The sequence below is a fragment of the Streptosporangium sp. NPDC002721 genome, from assembly GCF_042888905.1.
In the GTDB taxonomy this organism is placed as follows: Bacteria; Actinomycetota; Actinomycetes; order Streptosporangiales; family Streptosporangiaceae; genus Streptosporangium.
On sequence record NZ_JBIAQI010000005.1, the window covers coordinates 151,642 to 163,681 of the forward strand.

Sequence of the window (12,040 nt, forward strand, 5' to 3'; positions counted from 1 at the left end):
GTCGACCTCCCGTACCCCCAGGTGACGGCTTCCGCCGCGCACTCAGGTGGCAGGTTCCGCCGCGCACTCAGCTGACGGCCTCCGCCGTGATCGGGCCGCCTCTCGCCGCGTGGACCTCGCGCAGCAGCGCGGCCGCCGCCGCGCTCGTCGGATCGCCCGTCACCGTGACGGTCTCCCAGGCCGGTACGGCCCCGGCGAGCCCGACGAAGCGCACCCGGTCGGTCTTGAGCGCGAACGAGCGCGGCACGAGCGCCACGCCGAGCCCGAAGGTGACCAGGTCGAGCAGCGAGTGCACGTCGTTCACCTCCAGCGAGACGTGGCGCTCGACGCCCGCGGCGGCGAACACGTCGTCGACCAGGTCCCGGGTGCCCCAGTCTGGCTGGAAGTCCACGAACCGCTCCGCCCGCAGCTCGGGCACCTCGACCTTCTCCCTGGCCGCGAACGGGTGATCGGGCGCGCAGGCGAGCACGAGCGGCTCGTCCGCGAGCGGCCCGACCACGACGTCGTCGGGGCGGCGGGACGGCCGGGAGACGAACGCCAGGTCCAGCCGTCCGGCGCGCACCTGCTCGACCAGCTCGCCGGACCCTCCCTGGCGCAGCCGGATCTCCAGGCCGGGGTAGGCGGCCAGGAAGCGGGCGAGCACGGCCGGCAGGTGCACCGCGTGCAGGCACTGCAGCGAGCCGATGGCCAGGCTGCCGCGGAGCAGGCCCCGTACCGCCGCGACGGCGTCCCTGGCCGCGTCGGTCGCCGACAGCGCCCGGCGGGCCTCGACCAGCAGCGCCCTTCCCGCGGGGGTCAGCTCGACCTGCCGGGTGCTGCGCAGGAACAGCGCGGCGCCCAGCTCGCGCTCCAGCGAGCGGATCGAGGCCGACAGGCCGGACTGGGCGACGCGCAGCCGGTTGGCCGCCCGCGTGAAGTGACACTCCTCGGCGACGGCGACGAAGTACTCCAGCTGGCGTAGCTCCACGATTCATCACCAGGACCGCTCAAAGACATCAGTTTCTTCTATTGGACAGCTTAATCGGGGGCAGGAGAGGGTGAAGGCCGTACCAACCGATCCCCGAGGAGGAACTCCCATGCAGACACGCCGCATCGGCGACGTCCAGGTCAGTGCGATCGGTCTCGGCGGCATGCCGATGTCGATCGAGGGGCGCCCCGACGAGCAGCGTTCGGTCGCGGCGATCCACGCCGCGCTGGAGGCGGGCGTGACGCTGATCGACACCGCGGACGCCTACCACGTGGGCGCGGACGAGGTCGGCCACAACGAGTCCCTGATCGCCCGCGCGGTGGCCGGTTACGGCGGCGACACGTCCGACGTGCTGATCGCCACGAAGGGCGGCCACGTGCGTCCCGGCGACGGCTCCTGGACGCTGGACGGCTCGCCGGACCACCTGAAGCGGGCCTGTGACGCGTCGCTCGCGCGCCTCGGCATCGAGGCCATCGGCCTCTACCAGTTCCACCGGCCGGACCCGAAGGTCCCGTACGCGGAGTCGGTCGGGGCGATCCGCGACCTGCTGGACGCGGGCAAGATCCGTTTCGCGGGCGTCTCGAACGCCGACCCCGACCAGATCCGGCTGGCCGGCGAGATCCTCGGCGGGCGGCTGGTGAGCGTGCAGAACCAGTTCTCGCCCTCGTTCCGCTCCAGCGAGCCCGAGCTGGAGCTGTGCGCGGAGCTGGGCATCGCGTTCCTGCCCTGGAGCCCCCTGGGCGGGATCTCGCAGGCCGGCGAGCTGGGTTCGCGGTACGCCGTGTTCGCCGACGTCGCCCGGGAGCACGGGGTGAGCCCGCAGCGGGTGTGCCTGGCGTGGATGCTCGCCAAGGCGCCGGTGGTGATCCCGATCCCGGGCTCCTCGCGCCCGGAGACCATCCGCGACTCGGCCGGCGCGGTCGACGTGAAGCTGTCGGCCGAGGAGCTGTCGCGCCTCGACGCGGCCTGACCTCGAACACGGTCCGACCTCAAAGCGCTCCGGCCGGCCCGGCACCGCTTCGGTGCCGGGCCGGCCGGGCGCGTCATACGGGGATCGCTAGGAGGAGTAGACCTCGAACGAGGAGAGCTGCCCGGCGGGCCAGCCCGTGTTGCCGGTGATGTTCAGCCGCACGTACCTCTTCGTCGTCGCCGGGAAGGTGATGGTCACGGTGTTGCCGGTGGCCGGGTTGAAGACGTGGCCCCGCGACGGCACGACGGTCTCGAAGTGGTTGTCGGGCGAGACCTGCACCGACAGCGTCTGGGTGCGCGTGCCCCAGGCGCTGGACGGCGGCAGCTTCAGCACCAGACGCCCGACCGGGGTCTGCGCGCAGAGGTCGACGGTGATCGACTGGGGGAAGGCGTGGTTGGCGCTCTCCCAGTAGGTGTTCGCGTTGCCGTCGACGGTGTTGGCCGCCACGTAGTTCTGCGTGGTGCTGCTCGCGGTGACCACCTTGTTCCGCGCCAGGTCGCCGACGCCCGGGGAGCAGCCGGGCGGGGCCCCGGTCGTCGCGGTCACCGTGCCGGAGGGCGGCGAGGTGTTCTGCGCGGCGTCCCTGGCGACCACGTAGAAGCTGTAGGAGGTCGACGGCGTGAGACCGGTGACGGTGAACGACGTCCCCGCGGTGCTGCCCACCCTGACGTCGGTGGCGCCCGCCTCGCGGTAGACGTCGTAGCCGGTCACCCCGACGTTGTCGGTGGCCGCGTTCCAGCCCACCGTGATGCTCGTGCCGGACGCCGGGACGGCGCGCGCTGCGCCGGGCGCGGTCGGGGGCTGGGTGTCCCGCGTGCCGCCGGCCCTGCGGGTCTCGAACTCCGTCGCCCAGTACTTCGTCCGGTCCAGGTACGCGTTCTCCGCCGCGGCGCCCGTCTTGCCGTACGCGCCCTCGAACGTCTGGTAGCCGAACCCTGCGGGCGGGGTGGAGTCGGCGGGCTCGATGGAGCTGCCCTCGTGCCACTCGTTGAACGAGGTGATGGAGACCCAGGTCGGCAGGCCGCCCTTGGCCGGGTCGAGGGCGTTGGACCACTCCAGGTCGTAGGTGGCGCCGTTGGCGCGGCCCAGGGTCGGGGTGGTGTTGCCGGGCACCGCGCGGTCGTCGATGTAGCCGGGGGCCACCGAGGGCGCCCAGATCAGGTTGTGCTGCTTGGCGTACGCGCCCGCGTTGGCCCAGCCGGGGGCGGTGGCGCCGGCGATCCCGTCGTAGGTGTACATGCCGGAGAAGTGCGCGATCTTCGACGTGTCGGTGGTCTGGGCGAGCACGATGTTGCCCGCGGTGACCTGGTCGAGCGCGGCCCAGTCGGTGATCCTCAGGCTCTCGAACACGTAGAACGCCGCCCTGTTACCGTGCTCGGCGTCACGGTAGAAGGCGGGGTGGGAACCGTAGCGGGTGTTGATGTAGCGGATGTCCTCGACGGTGGAGGCCGCCGTGCGCCCGCCGTAGGGCTCCAGGTGCCAGGCGACCTTCACGCCGTACTGCGCGGCGGCGTCCATCACGCCCTGGGTGAGCCTGTCCTCGAAGCTGTCGCGGCCCCACCAGCTGTAGACGATGACGCCGACCCCGGCCTGCTTGATCCACTGCATGTGCCGGGTGACGGCGCCCGCGTAGTCGCCCGAGTCGTAGGCGCCCAGGCTGGGATACAGGTCGGCGCCCACGCCGTCGGGCGGGGTGTGTCCGCCCTGCTGCCAGTGCCGCCACTCACCGCTCGTCTGGGGGTTGCCGTACCAGGAGTAGTAGAACAGGTGGACGTTGGAAGACTGCTCGGGGACGGCCGCGCCGCGCGCCGGGAGCGGCGCCTGGGCTCCGGCCCAGCACAGGGCGGCCAGCAGGAGCGCGAGGACGAGCTGGACGCGTCGCCCGGTATGGCGTAAGCGGCTGGCAGATTGATCGGATGTCTTCATCGGCTGACCCTTCGTCACGCGGGGCCGGATCGCCGCGGCCGGCGGGGTATGCGGTCATCACGATCCAGCCGGGTGGGGGGCGGAGAGGCTACCGCCGTCACCGGGGAGATCGGCGAACGGCGTTGTGCACACCATAAGATGGCAACCAGGTGTCCGCAATGTTTCTACTTCTTTTCGCAAAAATATGCCTGTCGAGCGGCTTTGCGTGATAGATCGACCGGCAGAGGGCGACAGCAGGGTTGGGCAGAGGCCGTTGGCCGACACACCACCTGGAACGGTCCGATGTTTTCCCGCCGCGAGGGGTTTCACCGCCGGTGACCGCCTGCCGCCATCGAGAGGCACGGCGCGGCGGGGCGCCCCGACGCCGGGGGAACCTGTGGTTTTTCGCAGGGGAACGCGGAGGGATCTCCCAATGGTCCGGGCGGGGCGGTCTTCATAACGTCGACTGGTGCCTGAATTCAAGATCAAAAATGGTCCGCTCCCCCGGCGCCTCGCCACCGGCCGCCCGGGGGCCCGCGCCGCCACGCTCGCGGCGGCCCTCCTGACGGTGATCGCGTTCCCGTCGGCGTCCTTCGCGTCGGCGTCCCTCGCGTCGGCCCCGCTCGCGGTGGAGCCGACTAAGGCATCGGCGGGAGCGGGCCACGCCATCCGCGAGATCGATCCCGCCTCCGTCGACCGTTTCGTGAACGCCTACCGGGAGGCGACCGGGCTGCCGGGGGTCGCGGTCGCCGTCACCAAGGGGGACCGGGTCGTCCACGTCGCCGGCTACGGCCGTACCGCCTCCGGCGATCCCGTCACGGCGGACACCCCCATGGCGATCGCGTCGCTCAGCAAGTCCTTCACCTCCCTGGCCGTCATGCAACTGGTGGAGAAGGGAGCGGTCAGGCTCGACGAGCCGGTGCGCGTCCGGCTCCCCGAGTTCGCGATGGCCGATCCCCGGGCGGCCCGCGTCACCGTACGCCAGCTGCTGGACCAGACCTCGGGCATGGCCGACGAGGCCTTCCCCGAGAGGAGCCAGCCCCGGCCCGGCTCGCTCCGCGAGGCCGTCGCGCGGCTGCGGGGGGCGAGGCTGGCCGCCGGCCCCGGCACGCGGTGGAGCTACCACAACACCAACTTCCAGGTCGCCGCGCGGCTGGTCGAGGTGGCGAGCGGCATGCCCTTCGCCGCCTACCTCCGCACGCACGTGTTCGGCCCGCTCGGCATGCGGAACAGCACCACCATCGACACCGAGCGCGACCTCCCCGCGAGCGCGCGGGGCCACCTCCACCTGCTCGGCGCCGCGCTCGCCCTTCCCGAGCCCCCGGGGTTCGGCAACGGCTCCGGCGGGGTGATCAGCAGCGCGCGGGACATGGCCCAATGGATGATCATGCAGAACGGCGAGGGGGCCGGTCCCGGCGGCGTCCGCGTCGTCTCCGCCGCGAGCGTCGCGGAGATGCGCACCCCGTCCAGGATCAACGACTCCTACGCCCTGGGCTGGGCGATCGGCACGACCCGGAAGGGCTCACCGGTCGTCGGGCACGGCGGCGACCTGCACACCGCGACGGCCCAGCAGACGCTCCTGCCCCGGTCGGGGTACGGCATCGTGGTCATGGCCAACACCGGCACGGCGTACGCCGACAGCGACGCCGTCGCGGACGCGCTGGTCGCCATGGCCGAGGGGGAGGAGCCCGAGGCGCCCCCCTCGATCTCCCCGAACCTGGCCGTCGACGTCACCATGGCCCTGGCCGCCCTCGTGACGCTCCTCCTGGCGGGCCGAGGGCTGGCCCGTTCCCGCCGGTGGGCGGCGCGGCGTGCCGGTCGCCCGGCGTGGCACACGGCGGCGCGGCTGCTGCCGTACGCGCTGCCGGGGCTGCTGTGCCTGACGATCACCGACGTCTTCGCGGTGCTGGCCAGGGGGAAGGACACCACCTGGCTGCACGTGACCTACCTCTACCTGTCCTTCATGATCTGGCTCGTCCTCGCCACCGGGGCCTGCGCGGCCCTGGTCCTCGTCCGGATCGGCCACCTGGTACGGGCGCGCCGAAAGCCTGGCATCGAGGATCAGCCGTCCAGGTAGCGCAGGATGGCCAGGACGCGGCGGCTGTAGCCGGGGGTGCGGGACAGCCCGAACTTGTCGAAGATCGCGTTGATGTGCTTCTCCACCGTGCTCTGCGACACGTGCAGGCGCTCGGCGATCGCGGCGTTGACGAGCCCCTGGGCCAGCTGCTCCAGCACCTGTGACTCCCGCCGGGTGAGCCTGCCCAGCGGGTCGGTGCGGGTGGTGCGGGCGAGCAGCCGCCGGACCACCTCCGGGTCGAAGACCGCCCCGCCCGCGCGGACCCGCTCCAGCGACTCCAGGAACTCGCCCAGCTCGGTCACCCGGTCCTTGAGCAGGTAGCCCAGCCCCTCGGGGGTCCCGGCGAGCAGCCGTGCGGCGTAGGCCGTCTCGACGTACTGCGACAGCACGAGCACGCCCACCTCCGGGCGGCGCTCCCGGATCGTCAGCGCGGCCCGCAGCCCCTCACCGGCCTGGCCCGGCGGCATGCGCACGTCCACGATCGCCACGTCGGGCCGGTGCTCGTCCACGGCCTGAAGCAGCCCCGGGGAGTCGCCCACCGCCGCCACCACCTCGTGACCCGCCTCCTCCAGGAGGCGGACCAGGCCCTCGCGGAACAGCACGGAGTCGTCGGCGAGGATCAGCCGCATGACGGCTCCCGGCGTCCGGACCCGCCGCGGGGCAGCCTCGCCGTGATCCTGGTCGGGCCGCCGGGAGGGCTGTCCACCTCGAAGGCGCCGTCCAGCGCCAGGACCCGCCGCTCCAGCCCGGACAGCCCGCCACCGGCGGGATCCGCCCCGCCCCGGCCGTCGTCGGTGATCTCCACGGTCGTCATGTTCCCGTCCTCGCTCAGGACCACCAGGACGCTCCGGGCGTCCGCGTGTTTCGCGGCGTTGGCGATGGCCTCGCGGGCCACGAAGTAGACGGCCGTCTCGATCTCGGACACCGGGCGTTCCGCGAGGCCGTACCGGATGGTCACCCGCACGCCCGCCTGTTCCGCCACCCCGGCCAGGGCGTCGCGCAGGCCCAGCTCGTCCAGCGCGGCGGGGTAGATCCGCCAGGCCACGCCGCGCAGCTCGTCGAGGAGGCGGCGCGACTCCGCGTACGCCTGGTCCACGAGGGCGGCGACCGCGGCCGGGTCGGTGCCGTGCCGGGCCCGGCCCAGCAGCATCCCCAGGGCCACCCCCCTCTGCTGGACGCCGTCGTGCAGGTCACGCTCGATGCGCCGCCGCTCGTCGTCGACGGCTCGCACGATGCCGCTGCGGGTGGCGGTCAGCTCCGCGATGCGGCGGCGCATCGCCTCCCGCTCCCCGGGACCGGCGAAGTACGCGGCCAGCCGCCGCTCCGCGGCCACCGTCGCCGCGCCCCACAGCGCGGACAGTCCCAGCAGGACCAGCCCGTACGCGGCGCCCAGCGGCCCGCTGTCGACGGTCAGGCGCACGCCGGGGTACCGCAGCGGGACCGGGGACGACTCCCCGGAGAGCAGTTCCCCGACGCCGCCGGACAGGAACAGCAGCCCGAGGAAGAGACCGGCGAAGGTCACGCAGCTCGCGAGCGTGCCGAACGTCGCCCGCAGCGCGAGGTAGCCGTACCCGCTCCGCGTCGGCCACACCGCCATCCCGCCGGTGTCGTGGCCGAACCACGCCGCCAGCCGGGCGCGTTCCAGCGCGACCAGCCGTGCCGTTCCGGCCTCCGCGAACCGCCGGGCGGCGCGGCGGCCCGCGGGCCACACCGCCAGGACCGCGAGAAGCCCGCCCGTGAGGCACAGGAAGCCGAGCTCGACGACGGCCGTCACGCCCCCCGCCGCCAGGCCGGCGGCGCGCCGGGCGGCCCGCACGACCGGTGCCCCTGCTCGAACGACCGGTGCCCCCGCCCGCGCGGGCCGGGGCACCGGTCCCGGCATGGCGTTCGTCCTGGGTGTCGTCGACATCAGACGAATTGTATTGACCTTTCTTCGGCCCCGGAAAACCCCAATAAAGGTATTGACCGCCGAAACCGGACGGATCCCCGCGGCCTGGAGTCCGAGCGATCACCAGAGAATCGAATACCTACGCAAAACGCCTGGAAGGCTGCCATGGGCACGAATTCACGTTGACCGGCCACCAAGAATTGGACATATTTGCGCAATGATTCGTCTACGTCCCCTCGCGGGAGCGATCCTCACATCCATCCTGCTGACCGGCTCCGTCGCCGCCCCCGCGGCGGCCTCGACCAGGGAAACCGTCGCCGTCTCCTCGACCGAGGCGGCCGCGCGACCGGGTAACGGCAAGATCCTCTACGACCGCATCAGCGGTGGGCGAGGCACGCTGAAGGTCAAGAACGGCACCAGCAGGGACGCCGTCGTCACGCTGGTCCGTGGCAGGTCCAAGGCGATCAGCGTCTACATCCGCGCCCGGTCGACGGCCTCCGTCCGCGACGTCAGGGACGGCACCTACACGATCTTCTTCACCTCCGGCCACCGGTTCAGCACCCCCCGGGGCAGGTTCACCAGCTCTCCCTCCTACCAGCGCTTCACCAGCCGGCTGAAGTTCACCACGACCGCGACCAGCTCGACCATCTGGACCCTCACCCTCAACCCCGTCAGGGGCGGCAACGCCCGGACGACCGGCGTCAACCCGAACGACTTCCCGGCCTGATCCGCGGGGGTCCGGCGAGATCCCCGGACCCGTCCCCCTCCCCCTCCCCCGTACGCCCACCGGCACGGCAACGCCCGCAGCGTCGCCGGAGGACCCGCCGGGTGGCCTTCCCCAGCTGGGAAAGGCCACCCGGCGGCGGGGCGGGACGGCCGTCTCCTTCCGGAGAGCCCCCGGCGACGGGACTTTCCGCCCCCTGCAACCGCGCTCCCCGCTCCCCTGCAACCGCGCTCCCCGCTCCCCTGCAACCGCGCTCCCGGCCCTCCGCAACCGCGCTTCCCGCTCCCCACGGTTGAACTCCCCGCTCCCTACGGCCGAATTCTCCGTTCCCATCGGTCGAACTCTCCGCTTCCGGCGGCCGGGCCGTCCGTTCCCCATGGCGGGGCTCTCCGCTTCCAGCGAAGGAGGCGACGGCGAGCCAGGCGCCGCAGCACACCGTCGCGGGACGTACCTTGAACTGCACGGGTTGTTGTATCTGACCAGACCTGGGGAAGGTGTGAACGCCATGGAAGCCGCCACCGTGGAAGGCACCGTTGAGGTTGTCGAGGTTGAGGAAGAAGAGCTGGTCCTGACCGACGACGACGAGGTGCCCGCAGCCCTGGAGGCGACCGTCGGAGCGAGCACCGATCCGGTCAAGGACTATCTCAAGCAGATCGGCAGGATCCCCCTCCTCAACGCCGAGCAGGAGGTCGAGCTCGCCAGGCGCATCGAGGCCGGGCTGTTCGCCACCGAACGGCTCAACGACGGCGACCTGCTCCAGCCCGACGTGCGCGCGGAGCTCGAATGGCTCGCCGAGGACGGCCACCGGGCCAAGAACCACCTGCTGGAGGCCAACCTGCGCCTGGTGGTGTCGCTGGCCAAGCGCCACACCGGCCGGGGCATGCTGTTCCTGGACCTGATCCAGGAGGGCAACCTGGGGCTGATCCGCGCCGTGGAGAAGTTCGACTACACCAAGGGATTCAAGTTCTCCACGTACGCCACCTGGTGGATCAAGCAGGCGATCACCCGGGCGCTCGCCGACCAGGCCCGCACCATCCGCATCCCCGTGCACATGGTCGAAGTGATCAACAAGCTGGCGCGCGTGCACCGGCAGATGACGACCGACCTGGGCCGCGAGCCCACCCCCGAGGAGCTGGCCGTGGAGCTGGAGATGACCCCGGAGCGGGTCGTCGAGGTCCAGGGATACGGACGGGAGCCGATCTCCCTGCACAGCCCGCTAGGCACCGAGGGCGACAGCGAGTTCGGCGACCTCATCGAGGACTCCGAGGCGATCACCCCCGAGGACGCGGTGGCCTCCGCGCTGTTGCAGGAGCAGCTGCACACGATCCTGGAGGCGCTGTCGGAGCGCGAGGCCGGGGTGGTGGCCATGCGGTTCGGGCTCGGCGACGGCCGGCCCAAGACGCTGGAGGAGATCGGGCGCGCCTACGGGGTCACCCGCGAGCGCATCCGGCAGATCGAGTCCAAGACCATGACGAAGCTGCGCCACCCCTCGCGCTCGCGGGCCCTGCGCGACTATCTGACCTGATCGGCGCCCGGCCGACCGCCGGTGGTCATCCGGACCGCTCGGCCGTTGCCGCCGCCCGGTCGGTGCCGCTCAGGCGGCCGTACGCGCGACGAGAGCGCCGACCGTCTCCTCCAGCCCGGAGGGCGGCCGGTCCAGCAGGCGCGCGAGGTCGGGGCCGGTCTCGGCGAGGGCTCCGGCGCGCACCGCCGGGAACACGCCCCCCAGCCAGCCCGCCTCCGCGTCGGTGATCTCCCGGTGTTCGACGGACCTGCCCAGCACGCGGGTGAGGACCTCGGCGAGCTCCGGATAGGTCCAGAGCGGGCCGCGCAGCTCGTAGGTCGCGTTCTCGTGCCCGGAGCCGGTCAGGGCCGCGCTCGCCGCCAGCGCCAGGTCACGGAACCTCGCGGTGTTGAGCGGCCTCCCACCGGTGGAGGAGGTGATCTCACCGCTCCGCCCCGCCTGCGCCAGCGCGACCCCCAGGAACGCCTCGGAGTAGAGGGCGTTGCGCAACACCGTGCGGGCGAGCTCGGCCTCGTGGAGCGCCTTCTCCGTCGCCGTGTGGTCGGCGACGGGACCCCGGCCGTCCTCCGCGCCCGCGCCGCTGGTGTAGACGACGCGGCGCACCCCCGCCCGGACGGCGGCGTCGATGACGGTGCGGTGCTGCCGTACGCGGACCCCGGGCGTCAGGTCCGGCCCGGACACCAGGAGCAGGACGTCGGCCCCCGCGAGCGCGGTGTCGACGGACGCGGCGTCGTCATGGTCGCAGTGCCGCACCTCGACGCCACGGTCCGGCAGGTCTCCCGCCTTCTCCGGGGTGCGGGCGAGCGCGACGAGATCGCGGGGAGAGACCCTGGTGAGCAGGTCCTCCACGACGAGACGGCCGAGATTGCCCGTGACACCGGTTACGGCGATCCTGGTCAACGATGTTCCTCTTCTCTCCTGCGGCGTCTCGCGGCCTTCCCGCGCCCCTCCCGCGGTCTCCCACCGGCTCCGGGCCGGTCCCGCACCGGTTCTTCGCGGGCGGGCCGTCACCGACGGCGGGAAGACACCCGGGGAGCGTACCGGCGAAGGCGCACCGAACGCCTCGGATTTAATTCCGCACGCGCCATGACCCGCGTCAGGGCCTGCGCGCGACGAGTATCTCGGTGACGACCTCCTCCTGCCACTCCCCCGACGGGTTCGCCTCGGCCAGTGCCTCGCGCACCGCCTCGGTGAAGGCGGGCACGCGCTCGCCGAGGCGCGCGGGCGAGGAGTAGGAGAACGACAGCTGCAGTCCCACGATGTCGTCGACGGACTGCCGGACCGTACGGGCGAAACACCGGGACTCCAGCCGGTGGAACGCCGACTCGCGCAGTATCTCGTCGTGGTGCCGCCCGCTCTGGGCGTACTCCTCGCTGTTCGCCCGCCACTCCAGCCCGAACACCTGCCGTACGGCCTGCACCACCGGCTCCCAGGGCGGATCGACCGGATCGGTGGTGGGGCCCGCGAGGACGACCGCGCCGTGCGCGGGGAGCACGTCGTCGAGGTGTCGCAGCAGCCGCTCGCGCTCCATCCAGTGGAAGGAACGGCCCATGACGACGTGGTCGATCGGGCCGAGAGACAGTTCCGCGAGCGTCGACGAGTCGCCGCGCAGCCAGCGGATGCCGGGAGTGCCCCACCGGGCCCCCTCGGCGAGCATCTCCTCGCTGGGGTCCACGGCCAGGATCTCCCCGGCCCGTGCCGCGAGGGGGATCGCCAGGGTGCCCGGCCCGCACCCGAGGTCCAGCACCCGTGCCCGGTCGTCGAGGTCCAGGGTGTCCGCGATGTAGTCGATGATCTCTGTCTCGTAGCCGTGCCGGTAACGCGCGTAGTAGGTGGCGGCACCCGCGAACAGCTCGCTCCGAGAGATCATGAGAACCAGTCTAGACACGCTCTTTCGGAAACCGGAGACCGCTGACGGGCTGGTAGGGGTGCCCTGACCGGGGAGAGGACGCCGTCCGCCACGGGCCGTCCGAGACATCGGAAA

General features: G+C 72.3%; 9 protein-coding genes and 1 pseudogene. 4 read left to right on the forward strand and 6 right to left on the reverse strand.

Features of this window, described 5'->3' with window-relative positions; all coding sequences use genetic code 11:
* Nucleotides 1-67: 67 nt before the first annotated feature.
* A complete protein-coding gene (locus tag ACFYWM_RS08355; protein ID WP_389910586.1) occupies nt 68-967 on the reverse strand; it encodes a LysR family transcriptional regulator in 900 nt (299 codons plus the stop codon).
* A 109-nt stretch (nt 968-1,076) separates the two neighbouring features.
* On the opposite strand from ACFYWM_RS08355, the gene ACFYWM_RS08360 reads away from it, so the two are divergent.
* Nucleotides 1,077-1,937 carry an aldo/keto reductase gene (locus ACFYWM_RS08360; protein ID WP_389910589.1) on the forward strand — a complete coding sequence of 287 codons (861 nt, stop codon included), beginning with the start codon at nt 1,077-1,079 and terminating at the stop codon, nt 1,935-1,937.
* An 87-nt stretch (nt 1,938-2,024) separates the two neighbouring features.
* Here ACFYWM_RS08360 and ACFYWM_RS08365 read toward each other — a convergent pair whose 3' ends face one another.
* A complete protein-coding gene (locus ACFYWM_RS08365; protein WP_389910591.1) occupies nt 2,025-3,863 on the reverse strand; it encodes a discoidin domain-containing protein in 1,839 nt (612 codons plus the stop codon).
* A 448-nt stretch (nt 3,864-4,311) separates the two neighbouring features.
* Between ACFYWM_RS08365 and ACFYWM_RS08370 the strand changes: the two genes are divergently transcribed.
* Nucleotides 4,312-5,919 (forward strand): serine hydrolase domain-containing protein, encoded by a 1,608-nt coding sequence (locus ACFYWM_RS08370; RefSeq protein WP_389910594.1) that lies wholly within the window; start codon nt 4,312-4,314, stop codon nt 5,917-5,919.
* On the opposite strand, the gene ACFYWM_RS08375 is transcribed toward ACFYWM_RS08370, so the two are convergent.
* Nucleotides 5,904-6,548, reverse strand: a complete 645-nt coding sequence (locus ACFYWM_RS08375) for a response regulator (RefSeq protein ID WP_389910597.1) — start codon at nt 6,546-6,548, stop codon at nt 5,904-5,906. The genes ACFYWM_RS08370 and ACFYWM_RS08375 overlap by 16 nt on opposite strands.
* A complete protein-coding gene (locus ACFYWM_RS08380) occupies nt 6,539-7,828 on the reverse strand; it encodes a sensor histidine kinase (protein WP_389910600.1) in 1,290 nt (429 codons plus the stop codon). The genes ACFYWM_RS08375 and ACFYWM_RS08380 overlap by 10 nt, the downstream gene beginning before the upstream one ends.
* 196 nt (nt 7,829-8,024) lie before the next feature.
* Here ACFYWM_RS08380 and ACFYWM_RS08385 point away from each other — a divergent pair, with 196 nt between their 5' ends.
* On the forward strand, nt 8,025-8,534 hold the full coding sequence (locus ACFYWM_RS08385) for a hypothetical protein (RefSeq protein WP_389910603.1): 510 nt from the start codon (nt 8,025-8,027) through the stop codon (nt 8,532-8,534).
* Between the two features lie 553 nt (nt 8,535-9,087).
* Nucleotides 9,088-10,056 (forward strand): annotated as a pseudogene (locus ACFYWM_RS08390) (RNA polymerase sigma factor); the annotation flags it as partial.
* A 69-nt stretch (nt 10,057-10,125) separates the two neighbouring features.
* Here the strand turns inward: ACFYWM_RS08390 and ACFYWM_RS08395 are convergent.
* Nucleotides 10,126-10,956: an NAD(P)H-binding protein gene (locus tag ACFYWM_RS08395; protein WP_389910606.1), complete on the reverse strand. Its 831-nt coding sequence runs from the start codon at nt 10,954-10,956 to the stop codon at nt 10,126-10,128.
* Nucleotides 10,957-11,152: 196 nt separating this feature from the next.
* Nucleotides 11,153-11,926: a class I SAM-dependent methyltransferase gene (locus ACFYWM_RS08400; protein WP_389910609.1), complete on the reverse strand. Its 774-nt coding sequence runs from the start codon at nt 11,924-11,926 to the stop codon at nt 11,153-11,155.
* Nucleotides 11,927-12,040: the final 114 nt, after the last annotated feature.

Coding starts and splice junctions, on each gene's coding strand:
- ACFYWM_RS08360 (WP_389910589.1), top strand. CDS start 1,077: ATGCAGACACGCCGCATCGGCGACGTCCAGGTCAGTGCGATCGGTCTC.
- ACFYWM_RS08365 (WP_389910591.1), bottom strand. CDS start 3,863: ATGAAGACATCCGATCAATCTGCCAGCCGCTTACGCCATACCGGGCGA.
- ACFYWM_RS08375 (WP_389910597.1), bottom strand. CDS start 6,548: ATGCGGCTGATCCTCGCCGACGACTCCGTGCTGTTCCGCGAGGGCCTG.
- ACFYWM_RS08380 (WP_389910600.1), bottom strand. CDS start 7,828: ATGTCGACGACACCCAGGACGAACGCCATGCCGGGACCGGTGCCCCGG.
- ACFYWM_RS08385 (WP_389910603.1), top strand. CDS start 8,025: ATGATTCGTCTACGTCCCCTCGCGGGAGCGATCCTCACATCCATCCTG.
- ACFYWM_RS08400 (WP_389910609.1), bottom strand. CDS start 11,926: ATGATCTCTCGGAGCGAGCTGTTCGCGGGTGCCGCCACCTACTACGCG.